This is a genomic window from Pedobacter sp. AW31-3R (genome assembly GCF_052180285.1).
Lineage (GTDB): Bacteria > Bacteroidota > Bacteroidia > Sphingobacteriales > Sphingobacteriaceae > Pedobacter.
Genome location: NZ_CP197475.1, coordinates 4927368 through 4948647, shown reverse-complemented (window position 1 = coordinate 4948647; position 21280 = coordinate 4927368). Strand labels below are relative to the sequence as shown.

Below are 21280 nucleotides of genomic sequence, written 5' to 3'. Positions count from 1 at the left end.
TGTGTTGGGTATTTAGACTCTTATTTTGTATTTATTTTTTGAATTGTTTATTTAATACCTTAAAATATCTTATTATTAGGAATATTTTTAGGTGTATGAGTGGAATTAGCCTTAATAATTATCAGAATGTGCCCAATACATGGGATGAAATGTATATTTCGGACAATAATCTTAGAGATCAATACCATAGAATTATCAACTATCTGGAAAGAGAATCTGCAAATGACCTGAATAAAAAGGAGGAATTGGCAAAAAGTCTTTTCATGAGTCAGGGAATAACTTTTACGGTTTATGACAGTGGTGAGGGAATTGAGAAGATATTCCCTTTTGATATCATCCCTAGGATAATTACTTCTTTAGAGTGGTCATTTATTGAAAAGGGAATTAAACAAAGGCTGAAAGCCTTAAATCTCTTCCTTAAAGATGTGTATAGCAATCAGTTTATCATTAAGGATAAGGTGATTCCTGCAGCGCTAATCTATTCCTGTCCGCATTTTTTAAGGGAAATGTACCAGTTGAATGTTCCCCATGATATCTATATCCATATTGCAGGAATAGACCTCATCAGGGATTATGACGGTACTTTTTATGTGCTGGAGGACAACCTCAGGACACCATCCGGAGTGAGTTATATGCTGGAAAACAGGGAGATTACCAAACGCTTATTTCCAGACCTGATACCGCAGTGCAAGGTGCGGAGTGTGACAGAATATCCTTCCATCCTTTATAAAAACCTGTTGTCTTTATCTCCACGCGCGGTTTCCAATCCAACTATCGTGCTGTTAAGTCCGGGAATGTACAACTCGGCCTATTATGAACATACCACACTTGCCAGGCTGATGGGGGTAGAGTTGGTAGAAGGCAGGGATCTTGTGGTTAAGGATCAGAAGGTATTTATGAAAACAACAACGGGTTTGCAGCAAGTGGATGTCATTTACAGAAGGGTGGATGATGATTTCATCGACCCACTGGTCTTTAACCCTAACAGCGTCCTGGGGGTAGCAGGATTGATGAGTGCTTACCGTAAGGGGAATGTCGCCATTATTAATGCTGTAGGAAATGGAGTTGCCGATGATAAGGCGGTATACACTTATGTCCCGGATATGATTAAATATTACCTGAATGAAGAGCCTATTTTAAAAAACGTACCTACTTATAGTCTGGGGAATGCTGATGAAAAGAACTATGTGTTCGAGAACATCAATAAAATGGTGATCAAAAAAACTAATGGCAGTGGTGGATACGGAATGCTGATGGGGCATGCATCATCGGAGCAGGAAATTGATGACTATAAAAAGGAGATCTTAAAAGATCCGCGTAACTTTATTGCACAGCCTACCATTAGTTTATCTACAGCTCCATGTTATATGGATGGGGTGTTAAAACCAAGGCGTGTGGATTTAAGACCTTATGCATTGGTTGGGCCGGATGGTATCTCCATTGTGCCCGGCGGCCTGACAAGGGTAGCTTTAAAAGAAGGTTCACTGGTGGTCAACAGCTCCCAGGGTGGAGGCAGTAAAGATACCTGGGTATTATCAACATAAATTAATCATTATTATCATCGAAATATATGTTAAGTAGAGTTGCCTCAAGTTTATATTGGTTAAGCAGGTATGTAGAACGGAGTGATGGTATCCTGAGGATGCTCAAGATAAATTATGCCTCTTCACAGGATACGATAGAAGAATTCACCTGGGATCCGGTGATCCGTCTTTTTTCGGCAGGAAATGAAGAAGAGATTGCCAGGATAAAAGATGACAGCCGTTCAGTTATTGAATACCTGTTATTTAACAGGGATAATCCCAATTCAATCCTCAACCTGATTACCCGTGCACGTGAGAATGCAAGAAGTGTTCAGGAACATATTGCAAAAGATTTGTGGCAGTGCCTGAACGATTATTACCATACGGTTAAAGACCCGAAGCTTTTATGGTATGTTCAGAAAGACGATCCTATTACTGCCTTGGACATCCTGGTGAAGCAGGTGATGCTGTATTATGGTACCGCCGACAGTACCATGGAGAGAGGGGAGATCAGAAGTTTTATGAGTATCGGAAAATACCTTGAAAGAAGTATTCAGTCGATCGATATCCTGGATACCAAATTTATATCCATCAGTAATGATCCGAACCTGCTGACTGATACTTCGTACTGGAAGCACCTTTTACTGTCTTTAGGTGGGTATGAACTGTATCTGAAATCATACCGGGAGGGGTTTTCTGCCGAGAACATCCTGGAGCTGGTGATGCTGAATAATGATTTTCCGCGTTCGGCGATTTATTCTGTAAATAACATCAACCGCTATTTTGAACGGTTAAAGAGCGACAAAAATATTGAACATTACAAGCGCTTGTCTTTCAGTATCGGCCGTTTGAACAGTACTGTGAAATACAGCTCGGTTTATACCATTAAAGAAGAGGGACTTCATACGTATCTGTTGAAAATCAGAAAAGAACTCTATGGAATTGGCAATCTTCTGGACGAGTATTATTTTGCTAACTCTTAATTTATATCCTTATGCCCATCTTCAAGATCAAACATATCACCAATTATAAATACGCGTCACCAATCAGGGAAAGTGCTAACCAGATTATCCTTTTTCCTATTAAGGATGATTTTCAGAAGGTTATCAAACATGATTTAAATATTTCCAATTCTCCGGATGTAGATATTTTCATAGACTATTATGGAAATGAGGTGGGTATTTTCACACAGCGCGAGCCCCATACACAGCTGAAAATATATTCTAAAATCTATGTAGAGACGATCCCCAAAGCTTTGCCCCAAGACGATACCTTTCTGAATGAACAATGGGGCTTGTTAAGCGGGTTAAGCGATGACGTTGACTATATCGATTACCTCACCCATTCTACTTTTGAAGGTTCTGAACTTTTGCTGGAAACTGCCTTAGGGATGAAGTCTGAGGAGGATACGCCTTATAAGATTGCGGTAAAATTCTGTGATTATGTGTTCAGGCATTTTACGTATATCAAAGGTGTAACTACAGTAGATACGACTTTGGAAGAAATATTGGCCCTCCAGGCAGGAGTTTGTCAGGATTTCGCCCATATTCTGACCACCATGCTGAGGTATTTGAACATTCCTGCACGTTATGTCAGCGGATATATCTGCCCCAATAAGGACGGTATGCGCGGGGAAGGGGCAACACATGCCTGGGCAGAAGCCTATATTCCGGATTATGGCTGGCTGGGGCTGGATCCGACGAACAACTGTATCGCGAATGAAAAGCATGTGAGGTTAGCGGTAGGCAGGAACTTTAGTGACTGCTCCCCGGTCAAAGGGGTGTACAGGGGAGAGCTGGGACATATACTGGAAGTCAATGTGTCTGTAGGTTATGGGGATGAAGATGATGATAGCTTTGAAACAGAGAATTATTTTCAGCAGAAAGAGGTGAATTATGTAAAGCCTGTTGCCAGTCAGCCTTCAAAAAATAGCTATCAGCGTTATATGGATGCAGTAATGCAGCAACAGCAACAGCAGCAACAATAGTCAATACTTATAAAGATGTTCCCAATGGCTGTGTCATAATGATGACCAGCCTTTTTTGTTGGTTTTTGTATAATAAAAAAGCCGGAATTAATTCCGGCTTAATGAGAGGTAGTTAATTGATAGTATTTTATTCAAAAGTTATCCATGAGGTTGCATCCCTGGCATTCACCAGATCGTAAGCCGGTCCTCCGGCTGATCCTGTAGCAGGAACAACATAAAAGCCTTCTGTCTGTGCAAAAATACGTGCTGTAGCCACAACCACATTAGAGGTGGCTGTGGATGTAGAACTACCCAGATAGCCCAGGAATCCAAAATGCAATTTACCATCCTCACTGGCATATGCAGCACCTGCAGGAGTTAGTGAATAGTAAGAAGAGGTTAGCCAGAACTGTAAAGTCGAATAATTGTCTTCGTCACCAGGATACAGGTCAATAGAAAAAAAGTTTGGTATGGAGGTAACTCCTAAAGCATCTTCTACACCAGCTATAGTGAATCCGGTATAGCTTTCACTCCAGTCTCCTTTGAAAGGAGAAGTTAAGAAAGTTGATGCTGCGGTCAGGTCTATTGCTGCAGGTGTAAGTTCATTTGTTAAAGTTGCTGTAGTGGTACCAGCAGTTAATGTCGCAGAATGTGCGGACGTATTAATCACCAGTTCTGATAATGATGGAATCGTAACATTACCATCAATAAAAGGTCTTTTAAATTCAATGCCACTATTTGAATAGGCATATTCAGAGCTGAATGTTTTGTAAACGGATCCATCTGAGTAATTAAAAATGACTTTTTTATTGTTTGTATTAAAGGAAACATCATAAGATTTAGTTCCAACAGTTATACGTTTAAAGTATCTTGGAAACAGCATGATATCATTTACATGGCCCACTATTTCTGCCATTTTACCGGCAAGATAGGCATCGCCATCTGCTTTCACTACTTTAATCAGGCTCATTTTTGTCCCTAGCAGATCTCCAACCATCTTTATGGTATCTCCAACCGTATATTTATACGAATATGTCGTATCGACTCCGCTTATTGCCCTCGCGGTAATAGAAAAAGGACTTGATCCGCCCAATCCTAATACGGTGTTGGTCTGGCTTACTTTAATGGTGTAGCCATTATCAACAGGTGTGGCAGCATTTTGTAATGTATTATCCAAAACTATTTTGGAGTTGGTTGCACTTTCAAATTTAATGTACCCGCCAATAAGATTACCACTGGTTGTTGGCTCAATAAGTACTTTAAAACCATCAGTTCCATCGGCAATGACTTTTTTGAAATCTTCGTACCTGACATTTGGGTCTTCAAATGATTTTTCAATATCAAAAGTACTTAGGCTTTCTTTCTTGCAGCCCGATATCCCAAATACGGCGAGCGTTAAAAATAATATATATCTTTTCATCCTTTGTGATTAATTAGTAGAACCTTATCCAATTTTTACTGTCTGTAACACTTACCAGATCATAACAGTTCGTGCCTGTTTCAAAAGCATAATATCCTCCTGTATTGCTAAACTGGGTAAAGAAATTATTGACAACAACTATTCCTGCAGCACCCGGATTTGTTCCTTGCAACCCAAAATTGGATCTTACAAATACCATTTTCCCATCTGCATCCAGACGTGTGTTGAATACTGGACCGACTCTGGCTGCTCCACCATTGAAATAAAAGAATACAGCGTCCAGAGGATTTGAATAAGCATTTGCAACAAACTGCATACCCACAAAATTTGGTAAAGTATTTACACGCTGTGCATCCGTTATACCACTCATTGTAAATCCATTGTTACTGGTGAAATCGTAGTCAGTGGTATACATCTTAGTTGGTGCAGTCCTGTCAAATGTTAATGGGGTCGCTTCATTCATCAGCGTTAGCTTCGTAGTTCCGGAATACAGATCTGCTGTGCTTGCAGCTACATTGACTTCAAAATCATGAAATTCTGATATTGTTGTAGCTCCATTGATGAATGGATTTCTTAAAACAATACCTGTAGCTGCTATGGCATATTCAGTTGTAAATCTTTTAAAGCCCCCTTCATCATAATAAAAGCTGACAGTGTGCTGATCAGAATTAATGGTGATATTATAATCTTTTCCTCCTGTGCTGATCTTATTGTAATAGTACTGGAAGTTGGCCACCTGGGCAATAACCTGGTTGTTGGCATATGCTCTTTCCATGTAGTCATCTCCTTCATCGGCTTTTGCTCTGATGAGGATCAAAGAACTGTTATTTAAATTACCTTTTAATTTTATGGTATCTGTTGAAGCAGATAGAAAAGAAAATTCAAAGTCAGATAAATAGCCAAATCCTTCACTGCCTCCAGCAACATCCGGATCGGGATCGGATAAAAGGTGCAGATAGTTATAAGTATCGAAATAAAGAGAAGGCAATTGTGTTGCTCTCAGGCGGTATGAACTCTCCTGAGCTGTAGCTGCTTTTTCTTCATCCATGTCAGAATACATAATTACCCTGTTTTTATCGTCGAATTTAAATTTGAAGGTATATCCACCACCACCGCCGGGGAAAAGATAGCCAATCCACCCGTTTTCAGCTCCTGCCAACTGGGTTCTGTAGGTTGTTAATGCTTCAGACAGGCGCTCATCAGTCGTTTTTTCAGGTCGGTCTTCTTTTCTGCAGGATGCCAGCCCCAAGATGATTAAACCGTATAATAATGTAATTTTTTTCATGTTTGTCTGGTTTATTGTTCGGTAATGGTTTCAATTCCTGCTTTTACTTCAGTTTGTAATGCCCTGAAGTCTATTCCGTAAGACTTTTGGAAATAGTCTACGATCATGCTCTCTTTAGTCCTTAATATACTCGCTGCTGTACCGGGATTAGCGGTAACAATTGCATCAAATGCAGTCTGACCTTCTACAAGAAGAAAAGAAAGCGTTTCTACAAAATCTTCATCAGCAGAGGATTTAGCATAGGGAGTAACCAGCCCTTGTGCATTGGCTGTGGCTGTATTTGTATTGAACCAACTGGCAGTATACCATTGTGGGTTTAACTGCTTAAAATCTCTGGGATACAGGATGTTTTGATGTAGGACATGCGCAAATTCATGATGAATAGTATGCAACATCCTGATCACTTCAGCCCTATTTTGTTTTTCAAAATAGTTGATGACCAACAAGGTTATCTTCCTTCCGTTTTCAGCTTCTCCAAGGGTGATGGTACCATCTCCATTATATTCCGCACTTCCGGCAAGAACAAATTGTCTCGGAGAATACCTTCTTAAGAAATCAGCACCTATCACGTTTTCATAGGGTTTCATCCAGATTCCCTCGATGGCTTCCAATGCCGGAATCACATTTGCTTCTTTAACAGGGGAGATGTTTTTTGTGTATTCAATCTCATAAGGATCCCATTTGTATTTTACTTCAATATTATAGGTATCGGTAAAATTTGTTTTGATAAATTCGTCTATGGGTCCTTTTGCCCATGTCTCTCCTCCCAGGTCAATAATTGGGGCATCAGAAAAACTTTCTTTTTTACAATCAGACAATGATATACTGAGTAGAACTATCGATGCTATTGATAAAATTTTCTTTATGTTCATAATTTCTTAGAATAAAATTAACGTGGATTTCTTTCTATACCAGACATTTCTACTTCCTGAGGGAGTTGAAATACACGCATCGGATCGTTCGGACCTAAGGTGTATGTTGCTGATAAATCGGATGTGCGGTGTACCACAGGCAAGTGATGACGTAAAATATCAAACCATCGCAGACCTTCAAACATAAATTCAACGCGTTTGAAATCTAATATGGTTTTAACCAGCCCATTCTGTACATCGGATGCAGCGTAGAAAGTGTTTATCTTTTGTTCTGTAATGGCGAATGACGGACTATATGTCGGGTTTGCGTCACTGATCATAAACCGCTTACTGCCGTAGTCATTCAGGTCCTTTAAGACAGCAGCTGTATTTCCTAAGTAGGCATTAGCCTCAGCCCTGTTAAACAGTACTTCTTCTGCCGAGAACAAAGGAACCATATTATAACCGTCTCCAATTGTCCCGCCCTGGCTTTCCAGTACAAAATGTTCATTGTATTTTCTCATGTTCAGGAATAAAGTCTGGCCGTATACCATATTAGCCCATCTGCCGCCAGAAACATTATTGGCCCAGATGGTTTGGTTTAATGATCTTGTACTAAGGCTGTACCTGTAGGAAGCGAAATTCCTTCCGTAGTATGATTGTGCCTCCTGCAGAAGAATTATTGCTGGATTTGTAGGGGAGGCATAATAAACGCTCTTTGCACCGGGTTCCATGGAACGGTAAGAGGAAACAAGGAAATTACGTAGATTCCCCGCTATGTTTGCTGCCGGAAATACCTGATCTGCATTCTCAATAACTTTTGCATAGTCCTTTTTAAATAGGTAAAACCTTGATGCAAAAGCATGGGCCGCAGCAGGGGTAAAGTGGTATTTAGGAACTGTATACTGGTTAGTTAAAAGAGGGATTCCTTCTTCAAGGTCTTTTTCAATTTGCTCATATACATAGGCAACCGTTTTACGCTCATATTTGGCAATGACAACTGTTTCAGGAGCAAGAACATAGGGGATACCAGGGTCAGTAGCTGCTGTGGCAGGGTCATATACTTTTGAAAATAGTGTAACCAGCATAAAATGTGAATACGCCCTGGCTACCAGTGCTTCTCCCTTCTGGGAAGAGTAAGCTTCAGGATTACTCACATTTTTTATAGCATCCAAGGCCTGGTTTGCCGCTGCAATAGCCTTGTAACAGGCAGCCCAGTAGTATTCTGGAGTATCTTGATCTCTTCCTCTTACATCCCGAAAAAACCAGGGATCACTGTTTTCAAATTCATTTAGAGAAGCGGCCGGGCCTTTATCATCTGCATTATCACTAATTGCTTCGCAAAAAGTGATATAGCTGGCTTTAGGATATGCCGTTGTTAATAATTCAGAGACTTTCGCAGGTGTGTTCAGCGTAGCCCTTAAATCTGGTGCCGTTTCCAGATATTTTTTACAACCTGATGCTGAGGTCACAAGTACAATCAGCGTTAAATATTTTATTGTGTGTTTCATTAGTTTACATTTTAAATTATGGACATCAAATTTGCATCGTAAATGCAGGAATTAATTTCCTGGTTCATTACAGTCCGACTTTTAGTGATAATGTAATTTGTCTTGGGATTGGAAGTGCAACACCGCCACTGCTGAAGAACTCCGGATCCTGTCCTTTAAGTTTTTTATCTGAATAGATCAGTGCAATGTTGTTGGCGACAATATTCAATGAAGCTGTCCGGAAACCAAGTTTACTTACGATGCCTTTTGGTAATCCATAACCTATTGTTGCACTTTTCAAACGTACAAAACCTCCGTCAGCAACTCTTGAAGTAGAATAATTGTAGGCATTATAAGGATAGGCACCATCTAATCTCGATTCATTTCTTGCATCTGCAATGGATGGGGTCTCATTGTCTTTATAAAGTACAAACCTGTTCAGGAAGTCTGCCGGCATCGCATCCATATCAGTATATGAATTTTTATAAGAAGGATTTAATCTTACTTTGTTTCCTGCACTGAATGTAAACAATACAGAGGCCGTAAAACCTTTATAAGAAAAGGAGTTATAGAAACCACCGTTAAACAGCGGATCTACAGGTCCTTCGTATTTGAGGAATTGCACATCTTTTGCCTGCAGATAAACTTCCTGGCTTAATTCACCATTTTCATTGATGAAGGATGGTATACCTGTTTCTTCATTTATCTTTTGAAAATCAATGGAGAACAGCCCTCTTGAAGGATAGCCTAGTTGCGGGCCTCCATCAGATACGATCAAATCGAAGAGGGTAGGTTCACCTACAAGATTGGTAATTTTTCCTTTGTTATAGCCAAAATTAACAGAAGTCATCCAGGTAAGGTTTGTATTTTTGATCACTGTTGCACCGATGGATCCTTCAATACCTTTGGATGATAAATCGGCATAGTTGGCGATTTTTATTTGTTCCCCTCCGATAGCAGAAGTTCTTATAGGACCAATCAAATCATAAGAGCTTCTCTTATATGCATCTAAGGTTAGGGTTAAACGGTTGTTGAAAAATGCCATGTCGAGTCCTATATTCCCTTCATACATTTTTTCCCATGTGAGCTCTGAATTTTGAAGGTACTCTATACCCAGACTTGATTCTATTTCAGACAATGTTGGACGAAGCGTGTTTCCGCTCCTCAATACTAAACTTGAATTGGTTGCATTCCCTAAACTGGCCGTTAAACCGTAAGTTCCCCTGAGGGTTAATTTACTAATGGTTTTACTGTCTTTAAGGAATTTTTCTTCATCGGCATTCCATGAACCACTCACATTCCATGTAGGCAACCAGCGTGCATTACGGGATTCTCCCATTTTATTGGATCCGTCATATCTTACGGTACCATTAATCTGATATTTATTATTGTAAGAGTAAGAGGCAGTTGATGCGTATGCTAAATAGCGGTCGAACCATTTTTGCATAGAATAGTAATTGAAGTTACCTTCTACTGATTGTTTGATGGCATTCGGATCAATAAAAGGAACGCCACCTTTATCAAACTGGTAGCCATAACCCGTAAACTGAGTGTTTTGCCTGTCGATATAACGTAATTCCTGAGAAGCGAATAACCTGATGATGTGTTTATCTGCAATTGTTGTGTTATAATCTAAACTATTACGTACAAAATAACTTTGCAGAAAGTCATCGTTGGTTAAGAAAAGACCTCCCTGAGGAAGTACCGATACCGGAAAACCATCTATATCAGAAGGGTTTGTATATAAAAATCTGTTTGCTGCCCGAACTGTTGCATTTTCAGGATACACACCGGCGCGGTAGGCCTGCGGCATGTTTGAGTTTTCCCGTACGGAATGGTTCTGTCCGGTCTTTGCATACCGGTAAGAACCTGTGAAATCATAAGAGAGATTTTTCAGAATTTTATATTTTGCCTCACCCTGAACTTTTAAGTCCATTAGATTAAGATCTAAGGTGTTATTTGCAAGCTCATTAATGATGTTGAATGGCGCATAGTTCATCGTGAAATATTCAAGATTACCATTTGCATCATATGGTGTAAGGGTACGACTGGTGTTCAATGCATAACTAAAAGGATTTAAGTCGAAGTCCCTTGAATATTCTCCTGAAACCGGATTGCTGTTTCTGCCTAGTGTACCCGGAGCACGCTGATCACGAATGGATCCTGTAGTAATTAATCCGAAACTGAGTTTATCATTGATCTTCCAGTTACCGCGAACATTAGCTGTAAACCTCTTTACATTATCTCCTATAGTCCATCCATTATCTTTCATGTAACTGGTTGAATAATACATTTGAGATTTTTCCGTACCCGTGGATACACTTAATGAATGTTCCTGCATCAGTGAATTCTTGAAAAGGACATCAAACCAATCGGTATTTGCATTTGCATAACGTGACAGGAATGCTGCCCTGGCCTCTGGTGAATTGTAAACACCCGGAGTTGTTGAACCATTCGCATAATCAAGACTTTGATATAATTTTTTGTATACACCACCATTTGCATTGTTGACGATATCGCCATAATTTACCCAGCCTTTTCTGTCGATTTCGGATAATACAGACATTTGATCGCGCGAGTTCATGATATCAAATGTGCTGTAAGAAGGTTTCAGGTAACTCGAAAAGTTGCCGGTGTAGGAGATCAGCGGACTTCCATCACCGATTTTACCTTTTTTGGTAGTAATTAACACAACGCCATTCATTGCACGTGCTCCGTACAATGAAGTTGCAGATGCATCTTTCAAAATCTGGAAGCTCTCAATATCATCAGAGTTCAATCCGGCAACAGAAGATCCCAGTAAAGTACTTGGATCACCGGTAGAGAGCTGTTCATTGGAAATATTTACAATGTCTTCAATGATCACCCCATCAATTACCCACAGCGGTTTGTTGTCTCCATTAATGGAAGTCGCTCCACGAACACGGATCTTTGGTGCGGCGCCAAATGTTCCGGATACGTTTTGTACTGAAACACCCGCTACGCGCCCCTCGAGCATTCTGCTGACATCGGCAATACCATCACGTTTTGCATCCGCTCCGCTAAGGGTTACTGCCGAACCTGTAAACAGCTTTTTACTGATGGTCTGGTAACCTGTTGAAATGGTCACTTCTTTTAGTTCACTGATATCTTCTTCCAGTGTTACATCAATAGTGATTCTGTTATTTATGGCAATTTCTACCTGTTTATAGCCGAGTGCACTAAATACTAAGGTTGCACCTTCTTTTACCTGGATGCTGTATTCCCCATTTCCATTCGTTGAAGTGGCGTTAGCCGCTCCTTTTTCACGGACACTTACACCTGGTAGAAGTCCGGCATCCTGTTTTGAGCGTACGCGGCCTTTTACGATCACGTCCCTTATTTTCAGGGTCACCGGGGCTTTTTTAAGGATCACCTGTTTACCTACAATATTGTAGTTGATTCCTTTGTGTGTCAGTGGTTCCAAATCAGAGTTGATAGAAACCAATTTGGCAGGCACTTCAATAGTCATAGCTTTGTTGATCTGGGTAGCATCATAAACAAAACTTACCTGGTAAGCAAGTTCTATTTTTTTCAGATAAGTATCCAGCCTTTCTGCTTTAAATACATTTCGGGGTATGCTTTCCGCTCTAACCAGCGAGGCGCAGAAGCATGCACAGAAAATCAAAGCTGTTAAGCCATATTTGAGTCCCCGCATGTTCTTTTTGTAGTTTTTCTCCATAATCAATAATTAAAGGTTGTTTAGTTGTGTATGTTCTTTATAATAATTGTGCTGTCTTTTCTGCTGATTTTTATTTGATAGGTTGCTTCCAGTACAGTCAGGACTTCATCCAGACTACTATTGGTAAAAGTTGCATTAAACATCTTTGTAGTCTGCATTTTATCATACAGGATAATATTTACATGGTAGTATTCACTCAGTTCGTTGCAAACCTGGTTTAAGGGTAAATCGACAAATCTGAGTTCTTTAGTGAGCCACGCATTGGCATTCGGATTTTTTTCCATGGTGAGGCTGCTTTGGATGAAATTATAGCTCAAGGCCTGGCCTGCGGTGAGGATGGAAGGGGCAGTTTTTTCGTCAGGACTAAACTTTACCACGCCTGTTTTTACAGAGACATCGATTTCGGCATGTGTATAATTGATGTTGAATGAAGTACCGAGTACATAGACCTTTGATTTCCGGATGTTGATGGTAAAAGGATGGGAAGGATCTTTATGCACATTAAAGAAAGCCTGTCCCTTGATTAAACTTATTGCCCGCTCCTGAGCAGTGAATTTTTCCGGGTAGCTGATTGTACTATGGCTTGCCAGCATTACCTTGGTTCCGTCACTCAGAGAAACTGAATCAATCTGTTCTTTTGTTTCTTTAACGATATAGTTGACCCTGGTGTTTTCTGTATATAACCAGATAGTCAGTAAGACAATAAAAAATGCAGCGGCAATATTTCTCAGCCAGTTAAACTTCTTTGTGCTACTTGCAAAGTTTTTATTTAATTTATTTCTGAAGGTTTTTATGGAAACTTCAGGGTTAATTTTATTTAACTGAGCTGTTTCAGCAGATTTTTCCCATATTTCTTTTGTTTCCTGATAATAAGCCTCAAATTCTTTTGAACTCCCTCTCAATGCCTCAACTTTTTCTGTTAATGTGGCATCCTGTGGGTTGTTAAAGTGTTTCAGGATGATTTCCTGTAATAATAATTCCTCCAATTTCCTGCTGTTTTGCTAATAAGACAAATAATGTCTGAAAAACCCCTAGTCATAATTGTTATTTTGTTTTGAAAAAAATAAAATAATAGTTATTAAGGATTTTTGTTGCGCTTTTCGATGTTTTGTGAGCTGTTTTTTTCTTTTAATTTCGCTTGATGCGGAGCATTTTAGGAGAGTATGGTCTGTTTTTTACAAAATCACTGCAGCATGAAACTATTATAATAGTTCTTAACAGGAACAGCTTTTAAGCAACAATCTGGTTACTTAATTTTAATGAAATACTAATTTTCTCTTTTTTATCGATGATAAATGTTAATTTGGGGTGTCTGTATCATGATTCTACCTTTTTGCTATGGAAATACCTAAATAACCTAATGAAATTTAATCAAGCAATCGACGTTATTGTAAGTGGGCAGGATTTGCTGTATTTGATTGAGCATAACAATAAGAATGCTTTTACTGATTTTTATTCCAATAATTTTCAAAAGTTAATTTTGGTTTCAGACAAGTATGTGAAAGATGTTTACATTGCTGAGGAAATTGTTCAGGACGTATTTCTGAAAATCTGGGAAGATAAAGATTTATTGCTCAACGTCAGTTCGATCAGATCTTACTTGTACAGAAGTGTCGTAAATTCTTCCTTAAACTATGTAAACAGGCAGAGGAACATTGAAAAACATCATTTAAAAATTGCTGCAAATCTGACAGATGATGATATTGAACTAATCAATGACCAGAATGAAATGATTGTTATGCTTTATAAAGAAATAGAACTTTTACCTGAAAAATGTCGTAATGTATTTAAATTGAGTCGTTTAGAAGGAATGAAATATAAAGATATAGCTATTGAACTCGGAATTTCTGAAAAAACAGTAGAAAATCATATGGGGAATGCTTTAAAAATATTGAGATCACGTATAGGTAAAAAGAATGTTTCTCCGCATAGCTCTTCAAAATCTGGTTTCTTACCGCTGATATCTATATTTTTATTTTAGCAGATTTCTCCGAAAGATGATGAAGATCGGTATATTTATTTGTTGTAAGATTAAATGGTAAACAATTGAAAGACGAGTTAGCCATTCAGGCTCAAATTCTGAACCACCTTAATGCTCCAGGAGATAAAGTATTGGCTCAACAGGTTGCTGACCAGCGTCTTGAATCTGTTGAATATGAAGATATCTATCAGGAAACATTGTTCATCTGGGATACTGCACCACTAACACACAGGCTGGAAGGCATAGACCATGCAGCTGCTGTACGGAAATTTCAGGAAAGAATCATTGTTAAAAAGAAAGGATTCATTTGGTTGAAAATTGCTGCCGCTGTATTTTTCGCAATGCTCACCATTTTTTTTATTTATCCTAAAAAAGCGGAAGAATTTTACCTGGTTAAGGAAACCAATGCGCAAATAGATTCTCTTCGTCTGAGTGATGGTACTACCGTTGTCCTTGGTGCCCATAGCAGGATAAAATACGCCAAAGTACTAAATGATACCCTACGGGAATTATTCCTTTTAAAAGGAAAGGCCTTTTTTAAAGTGCACAGGGATGTCCAGCGTCCGTTTTTTGTGAATATTCACCAATCTAGGGTAAGTGTTCTGGGAACTTCTTTTAATATTGATTACGAGGAAAAATCTATCCGACTTGCTGTGGTTACCGGTAAAGTTATGTTCTCCCCCAACTCAGTGAGTCAGCCCTCTATCCTCAAGGCGGGAGAGGCATTAAACTACGATATATTGAACCGTAAAATAACGATGGAGACGGCGGCGAATGCCAATTCCTGGTTCACTAAAGAACTTGAATTCGTTGATATGCCCCTGGATGAAGTATGCCGACAATTAAGTAGCTATTATAAGGTGAAGATTGTGTTCCGGGATGACCTGCATGCCAATAAAAAGTTTAATGCGAACTTTAAAGACAGTACGCTGGAAGAGGTGTTATCGGTGTTAAAGCAAACTTATAAAATGCATATTGTTCGGGAGAAAGAATCCATAACGATCAATATGCGGTGATTCCGGATTATAGAAAAGATGGAGTTGAGGAATGTCTGTATTGGGCCTGGTTTCCTCAAGAGTATGGCATAGTTATCCCATAAGATTTGTTTTAAGTGGAGCGATCTTACTCATTTAAAAATGATTATCTTCGTCTTCTAAGATAGAAGATTACATTTCAGTCAGCTAAAACAGACCCACTTGAAAAAGTTATTCATATATACTTTGTTTTTCATAAGCATATTATATAGCTGTAAAAAGGACGAACAGGCTGTAGCTGATCGCAGTACAATCGACCAGGGATTGTTACAGCAGCTTTCCCAGCAGAGCATGGAACTGACTGTAAGTAATTTTGGCTGGAAGGCTTATTTGTTTACATCTGCCGGAGCCGGATTTTCCTTCTATATGGACTTTGATACGACCAGACAGGTGCATATGTATGCAGACCTGGGCCCAGACCAGTCGGCCTTAAGCGCGGAAAGTTCCTACCTGATTAACCTGGAAGGAATACCTTCTTTATTCTTTAACAGTAGCAATTATATGTATGGTCTTTCCAAAACTGGGCTGGCCACCTTTGGCGGAAAAGCAACATGGGCTCCCTATTCAGATTTCGAATTTAATTTTAACAAACAGTCGGGTGATACTTTATTCCTGAATGGGAAGTTGCTGGAAAGTAAACTCATCTTAGTTAAAGCTACGGCTGCCGAGCAGCAGTCATTTCAATCAAAAGGTTTGTACAATAGCATACAATCCAGTGTGACCTATATCAGGAATAATCCATATCTATACCTCAATTTGGGGGATGAGACTAAAATACAGACCTCATTCAATTACTTCAGCAAGGTTTTTAGCATGACATGGGAAGATGGTGGCATCATCCATAATCAGTCCTCTGCATTTGCATTTACGTTGAACGGTATACTGCTGCAAAATCCACTAACCTATAAAAATAAAACAATTAAGGAGTTTTATTGGGATACCACTATATCGCAATTATTTGCTATAGTGGATGGGCAAAGGGTATATACGCAGGTTTCGCCCACACCTGTATTGCCTTTACATACCCTGTTTGGGATCTATTACCGTACAATCATTGTACCTTCTGTTTCCACTTATCCAGGCTGGTCGACCGACTTTATCAGCAGGAGGGCAAATGTTGCTGCCATAGCCCTTAGCGGATCTTACAGGTTGCGGCTCGACAGGCTGGTTTTTACTTTCAGTACCTCTTCTCCTTCACTAATTTTTTCCGCTGATATTTATCAGGGTACCTCGAAATTTCTGGCTAACTTCCCTTATAAATACACCAAGACTGCTGCCGGAGTCTATAAATTCATTCCAGGTGCCATGACGGGTAATGCCATGTTGATTGGAGAAAGTATGGCTCCCTTAACTTCAGAGAGATTGGATACCGATAATTTTAAGCTGGATTTCCTGGTCCATCCCCAAACGGGGCAGCTACTGGGGCAGTTTCAGAGTATTCAGCATCCTGATTTCGCTTTCAGCGGTACTGTTCAATAATTTTATTTTTTTTCTGGTAAAAATCGTGTGTTTGCTACTCTAGTCAGTAATGCCAGGCAATTCATGGCAATGAATTAAAAAAATGGCACGATAGAATGGATTATAATTTATATCAGGCAGAGGATTTTGCAAGTGACGAGTCGTTTATCGCTTATTATTTACAAACAGACGAGGAAGCCATAATCTTTTGGTCTAACTGGATCAGTTGCCACCCTGAGAAACTGGATGAGGTGCTGAATGCTGAACGATTGCTGGCTGCATTAAATTTGAGGCTTAATGAAGAAGAATTGCAGGATGTATTCGACCGGTTTGATGACTTTTTGGATGGACAGTCCGTTCATGATGCCGATACAGAAGAAAGGGAAATCTATAATCCTTTGGAAAACACAGCTACTTTCGCTGAACAGTCTACTCCATTTTATAAAACCAAGCAAATGCTGGTGTTCTGCAGCATTTTCCTGTTCAGTTGCCTGGGTGGATTGTACTTTTATCACCAGTACAGCAGCGAACCCGCAATAGAATACGTGACCAAACACAATGCCTATGGTAGAGTCACCACACTATGGTTGAGCGATGGTACGAAGGTCTCCCTGAATAGCAACAGTACACTAAAATATCCAAAGGTATTTTCTCGCCACAAACGTGAGGTGCAACTCTCAGGGGAAGCACTTTTTGAAGTTGCAAAAGATAAGGCCAAACCTTTTACGGTGAATGCCAGCGGAACAAAAACCACTGTTCTGGGAACGGTATTTAATATTTCAGCCTATCCGGCACAGACGGATATCAGGATTGCATTGCTGGAAGGCCGGGTAGAAGTTCAGGCCGGGGTGAAGGCTGATAAATTGATATTGCAGCCTTCGGAAATGGCTACGTTCAATACCTTGCAGGCTTCCCTTACCAAATCTTCCTTTGAAAAATCTGAAGTTACCGCCTGGTTATCCGGTGCATTGATATTTAAGAATGCTTCATTTGAAGACATTGCAGCTCAATTTCAACATCTCTATGGGATCACGCTCAAAAATGAATCTGCCGATAGGAACTGGAACTATACAGGACAGTTTATTAAAACTGACTATCTAACGGTTGTAAAAAGCATTTGCTTTGCTAAAAATCTTCAGTTTAAAGAACTCAAGCATACCATCGTGTTCAAATGAAACAGGTAGTCCCCTGTGAAGCAACACTTATATTTTATCCCCCCAATAGCAGATCACAAACCATTACACACCAATTATCAATCACAATAATCTTAATCACAAAGGATGAGGAACAATTACAGGCAATATCTACTATTTTTAATCTTAATCTCGCTGGCCTTCAACATGACCGGAAATGCACAAATAAATTCCCAGGCGAACAAGCCTGTCAGTTTAAATTTCGGCTCAGCTAGTCTTGTAGACGTATTGAGGAGTATCGAAAAACAAACAGGCTCCAACTTCAATTACGATCAATCTGAAATTGATACCAAGCAACGGGTGAGTATCCGGTCAAAATCTACTCTTCAGGAGGCTCTGAATGCCTTATCAAATGAATTAAATATTGATTTTAATATTGCAGGTGCTACGATCTCCATCAGAAGGTCAGCAAAAAGAACAGCTGCTAACTTCAGGTTAATTACTGGTGTGGTCAATGAGGAAGAAACCGGCAGACCTATTCCCGGAGTAAATATCTACAAGAAAGGTACCCGGCAGGGAGCTGTAACCAATCATAAAGGTGAATTTACTTATAAGCTGAATGGAGACCATATTGATGATGTGGTTCTGGTTTTCAACTATATAGGGATGAAGCCGCAGGAAGTGAGGCTGGGCAAACAAAGTTATCTGACCATAAACCTTAAGAATGATGTTTTTGGTATGGATGAAGTAGTAGTTACCGGTTCTTATACAAAAGATAAAAGACGTGAGGAAGTGGTAGGGAGTATCTCTCAGGTTACTGCACAGCAATTACAGATAGAACGCCCCATCGAAAGTTTCGACAAAATGCTGGAAGGACTCGTGGCCGGGGTTTATGTAGAAACCAATACAGAACTGAATACCCCTGTGAAAATCAATATCAGGGGACAGGGTTCATTGATCAGTATTCTGGGGGGGCGAACCTCTTCCAGTCAGCCTTTATACGTAATCGATGGAATTCCTGTCTATGAGCAGCAACGTGCCAATGAAAGTTCTGTGTTTAATGGCGAAGATTACCTCAACCCATTATCCAATATCAATCCTGATGATATCCAGAGTATTTCCGTATTAAAAGATGCTACCGCATCTTCCTTATATGGTGCAAATGCAGCCAATGGGGTAATTATCATTACTACAAAAAAAGGAACGGCAGGTCGTACAGATATCAATTTTAACTATGATACCGGAGTGGCTACCTTTATCAATGAATTTAAATGGCTGAGTGGCAATGAATATTACAGGTTGCTGAGAGAAGCGTATATCAATGGGGGAACATCGGCGACAAATGCATCACAGCTGGCAGGCAGCAGTACCACGAATACCGACTGGCTGGACCTGACCACGAGGAATGCAACCTATCAGAATGCGGGATTGAATATCTCAGGAGGATCTGATAAAACTACCTTCCGTTTCTCCACAGGATACCGTGATCAGCAATCGAGCGGGGTTGCCAATGACCTTCAAAAGTTTTATTTGCGTTTCAATATGAACCACGAGGTAAATGAGAAGTTTAAGATCGGGTTTAATGTCAGTCCAACCTATACCACCAGCAGTACATTATCCAATTATGGGGATGTTGCCTTACCTCCTAATTTATCACCCTATCAGGCAGATGGATCCTATACGGACTTTTTGGGCGTACCTAATCCGATGGCGGTGTTAGCCCAGAATGAGAATAAGAACAAAGGACTTGAAGTGATGGCCCAGCTGAATGCCACCTATAAGTTGAATAAGGAGATCAGCTTCTTTGGTGTGGTCGGGGCAGATTCTTACCAGAACAGGCAAACACAATATGCATCCGGATTAAATGCTACCGGTGCTACGCTCAATGGTAACCTGAGGATTTATGACCGTAACCGGCTTGGATATACCAGTTTTCTGCAGGGAACATACGACAAAACCTTTAATGAAAAACATACGCTGAACTTTTTATTGGGTACGCAGATAGAGAATAGCGAAACAAATTTGTTAAGGGGATCAGGTACTGGCTTTACCTACGACAGGTTACGTGTACTGAGTGCTGCAAGTGTAAAATCGTCTGCTTCATCAAATACTTCCAGTGCAACAGTATCCTATTACTCCCAATTGGGCTACGACCTGAATAAAAAATACTATGCCAATGTCAATGCCCGTATCGATAAATCGTCCATTTTTGGGGGCGATAGTCAGGTGGCCTTCAATGGATCCCTGGGTTTGGGATGGATTATTTCAAAAGAAGATTTTCTGAAAGATAATAAAACACTGACCTTTTTAAGGTTGAGAACGACGTATGGTTCCACAGGAAACTCCCGTATAGGTAATTATTCTGCCCGTGGACTCTATACTTTCGGTACAGCATCGGGAAGTTCTTACGCAGGAAATGTGTCTTCGTATGTGGATGATATGGCTTCTCCCAACCCTGATTTAAGCTGGGAAAAGAATTTGAAATTGAACTTCGGACTTGATTTCAACCTGTTTGATAAAGTTCAGGTGACTGCAGAGTATTATCAGAATACCATAAAAGACATGATTTCTTCAGTGTATGTCCCACAGGAAATAGGATTTACCAGGATATCGGCGAATGCCAGTACCATGAGGAACAAAGGGTTTGAATTGAGTATAACGGCGAGCCCGGTACGCACCAAGAATTTTAACTGGGATATTTCCTACAATCTGGGGACCAATAAAAACAGGATTATCTCTTTTAATGAAGGATACACTTCACTTTTCAGTACCGCGACAGATGCTGCAGGATTGAAAGAAGGAAATAGTACTACTGCCATTTATGGATATGAATGGGCTGGGGTAGACCCATTAACGGGTGCAGAACAATTTTATGGACCTGATGGTACAGTGATGACTGCCTCGCAGGTCAATTCCCTGCCCATTACTTCTACCGCTGTGCTGGGTGACAGATTACCTGATTTTCAGGGGGGAATGGTGAATAGTTTCAGTCTGAAGAACTTCTCTTTATCATTCAATGTCATTTACAGCTATGGAGCCGATGCTTTGGTCAGTTATGTCGATCAGAGCGATGGCAGGAACCTGCAAAACCGTAATCAGAGTGTGAACCTGCTCGACAGGTGGCAACGGCCGGGAGATATAACTGGTGTGCCTAAACTGATGATAAACAGGACTATTGTGAGCAATTCATCACGTTATTTATATGATGCAAGTTATTTCAAGTTATCGAATGTATCCTTCAAATATAGTTTAACAGAAAAATTGGCCAGCAGGCTTCACCTGTCCAGGGCAACAGTGTTTGTCAATGGTACAAATCTCTTCTATGTGTATAAGGATGCTGGGACTAAAGGCAGAAATGGCATAGCTGAACACAGATTTACAACCCCTGAATCCATGGCTTTCACCGCCGGGATAAAGATTGGACTTTAATATATACGCA

Annotated in this window: 14 protein-coding genes; 8 read left to right on the top strand and 6 right to left on the bottom strand. The window is 40.0% G+C overall.

Annotated elements, in window-relative coordinates; genetic code table 11:
* Positions 1 to 95: 95 nt before the first annotated feature.
* From ACSBL2_RS20285 to ACSBL2_RS20275, 3 genes are read left to right on the top strand one after another with little or no spacing between them, the layout of a single operon-like run.
* On the top strand, positions 96 to 1544 hold the full coding sequence (locus tag ACSBL2_RS20285; protein WP_442588381.1) for a circularly permuted type 2 ATP-grasp protein: 1449 nt from the start codon (positions 96 to 98) through the stop codon (positions 1542 to 1544).
* A 26-nt stretch (positions 1545 to 1570) separates the two neighbouring features.
* The gene (locus ACSBL2_RS20280; RefSeq protein WP_442588380.1) at positions 1571 to 2506 is read left to right on the top strand and encodes an alpha-E domain-containing protein; all 936 of its coding nucleotides are present in this window, start codon (positions 1571 to 1573) and stop codon (positions 2504 to 2506) included.
* 11 nt (positions 2507 to 2517) lie between these two features.
* A complete protein-coding gene (locus ACSBL2_RS20275; protein ID WP_442588379.1) occupies positions 2518 to 3510 on the top strand; it encodes a transglutaminase family protein in 993 nt (330 codons plus the stop codon).
* Between the two features lie 127 nt (positions 3511 to 3637).
* Here ACSBL2_RS20275 and ACSBL2_RS20270 read toward each other — a convergent pair whose 3' ends face one another.
* The 6 genes from ACSBL2_RS20270 to ACSBL2_RS20245 all read right to left on the bottom strand — a co-directional run bounded on the left by ACSBL2_RS20270 (position 3638) and on the right by ACSBL2_RS20245 (position 13221).
* Positions 3638 to 4909, bottom strand: coding sequence for a DUF4302 domain-containing protein (locus ACSBL2_RS20270; RefSeq protein ID WP_442588378.1), 1272 nt, complete (start codon positions 4907 to 4909; stop codon positions 3638 to 3640).
* A gap of 13 nt (positions 4910 to 4922) precedes the next feature.
* Positions 4923 to 6194 (bottom strand): DUF4302 domain-containing protein, encoded by a 1272-nt coding sequence (locus ACSBL2_RS20265; RefSeq protein ID WP_442588377.1) that lies wholly within the window; start codon positions 6192 to 6194, stop codon positions 4923 to 4925.
* Positions 6195 to 6205: 11 nt separating this feature from the next.
* Entirely contained in the window at positions 6206 to 7066 is an 861-nt protein-coding gene (locus ACSBL2_RS20260) for a substrate import-associated zinc metallohydrolase lipoprotein (RefSeq protein ID WP_442588376.1), read from the bottom strand.
* 17 nt (positions 7067 to 7083) lie between these two features.
* Complete coding sequence (locus tag ACSBL2_RS20255; protein ID WP_442588375.1) at positions 7084 to 8556, bottom strand: RagB/SusD family nutrient uptake outer membrane protein; 1473 nt, start codon at positions 8554 to 8556, stop codon at positions 7084 to 7086.
* A gap of 67 nt (positions 8557 to 8623) precedes the next feature.
* Positions 8624 to 12235 carry a SusC/RagA family TonB-linked outer membrane protein gene (locus tag ACSBL2_RS20250; RefSeq protein WP_442588374.1) on the bottom strand — a complete coding sequence of 1204 codons (3612 nt, stop codon included), beginning with the start codon at positions 12233 to 12235 and terminating at the stop codon, positions 8624 to 8626.
* A 20-nt stretch (positions 12236 to 12255) separates the two neighbouring features.
* Positions 12256 to 13221 carry a FecR family protein gene (locus tag ACSBL2_RS20245; RefSeq protein WP_442588373.1) on the bottom strand — a complete coding sequence of 322 codons (966 nt, stop codon included), beginning with the start codon at positions 13219 to 13221 and terminating at the stop codon, positions 12256 to 12258.
* Between the two features lie 374 nt (positions 13222 to 13595).
* Here ACSBL2_RS20245 and ACSBL2_RS20240 point away from each other — a divergent pair, with 374 nt between their 5' ends.
* From ACSBL2_RS20240 to ACSBL2_RS20220, 5 genes are all read left to right on the top strand, one after another.
* Positions 13596 to 14216 (top strand): RNA polymerase sigma-70 factor, encoded by a 621-nt coding sequence (locus tag ACSBL2_RS20240; protein WP_442588372.1) that lies wholly within the window; start codon positions 13596 to 13598, stop codon positions 14214 to 14216.
* Between the two features lie 65 nt (positions 14217 to 14281).
* Positions 14282 to 15232 carry a FecR family protein gene (locus ACSBL2_RS20235; protein WP_442588371.1) on the top strand — a complete coding sequence of 317 codons (951 nt, stop codon included), beginning with the start codon at positions 14282 to 14284 and terminating at the stop codon, positions 15230 to 15232.
* 180 nt (positions 15233 to 15412) lie between these two features.
* Positions 15413 to 16729, top strand: a complete 1317-nt coding sequence (locus tag ACSBL2_RS20230; RefSeq protein WP_442588370.1) for a DUF4302 domain-containing protein — start codon at positions 15413 to 15415, stop codon at positions 16727 to 16729.
* Between the two features lie 95 nt (positions 16730 to 16824).
* Positions 16825 to 17883 (top strand): FecR family protein, encoded by a 1059-nt coding sequence (locus tag ACSBL2_RS20225; RefSeq protein ID WP_442588369.1) that lies wholly within the window; start codon positions 16825 to 16827, stop codon positions 17881 to 17883.
* A gap of 105 nt (positions 17884 to 17988) precedes the next feature.
* Positions 17989 to 21270 (top strand): SusC/RagA family TonB-linked outer membrane protein, encoded by a 3282-nt coding sequence (locus tag ACSBL2_RS20220; RefSeq protein WP_442588368.1) that lies wholly within the window; start codon positions 17989 to 17991, stop codon positions 21268 to 21270.
* Positions 21271 to 21280 lie beyond the last annotated feature (10 nt).

Coding starts and splice junctions, on each gene's coding strand:
- ACSBL2_RS20285 (WP_442588381.1), top strand. CDS start 96: ATGAGTGGAATTAGCCTTAATAATTATCAGAATGTGCCCAATACATGG.
- ACSBL2_RS20280 (WP_442588380.1), top strand. CDS start 1,571: ATGTTAAGTAGAGTTGCCTCAAGTTTATATTGGTTAAGCAGGTATGTA.
- ACSBL2_RS20275 (WP_442588379.1), top strand. CDS start 2,518: ATGCCCATCTTCAAGATCAAACATATCACCAATTATAAATACGCGTCA.
- ACSBL2_RS20270 (WP_442588378.1), bottom strand. CDS start 4,909: ATGAAAAGATATATATTATTTTTAACGCTCGCCGTATTTGGGATATCG.
- ACSBL2_RS20265 (WP_442588377.1), bottom strand. CDS start 6,194: ATGAAAAAAATTACATTATTATACGGTTTAATCATCTTGGGGCTGGCA.
- ACSBL2_RS20260 (WP_442588376.1), bottom strand. CDS start 7,066: ATGAACATAAAGAAAATTTTATCAATAGCATCGATAGTTCTACTCAGT.
- ACSBL2_RS20255 (WP_442588375.1), bottom strand. CDS start 8,556: ATGAAACACACAATAAAATATTTAACGCTGATTGTACTTGTGACCTCA.
- ACSBL2_RS20250 (WP_442588374.1), bottom strand. CDS start 12,235: ATGGAGAAAAACTACAAAAAGAACATGCGGGGACTCAAATATGGCTTA.
- ACSBL2_RS20240 (WP_442588372.1), top strand. CDS start 13,596: ATGAAATTTAATCAAGCAATCGACGTTATTGTAAGTGGGCAGGATTTG.
- ACSBL2_RS20225 (WP_442588369.1), top strand. CDS start 16,825: ATGGATTATAATTTATATCAGGCAGAGGATTTTGCAAGTGACGAGTCG.
- ACSBL2_RS20220 (WP_442588368.1), top strand. CDS start 17,989: ATGAGGAACAATTACAGGCAATATCTACTATTTTTAATCTTAATCTCG.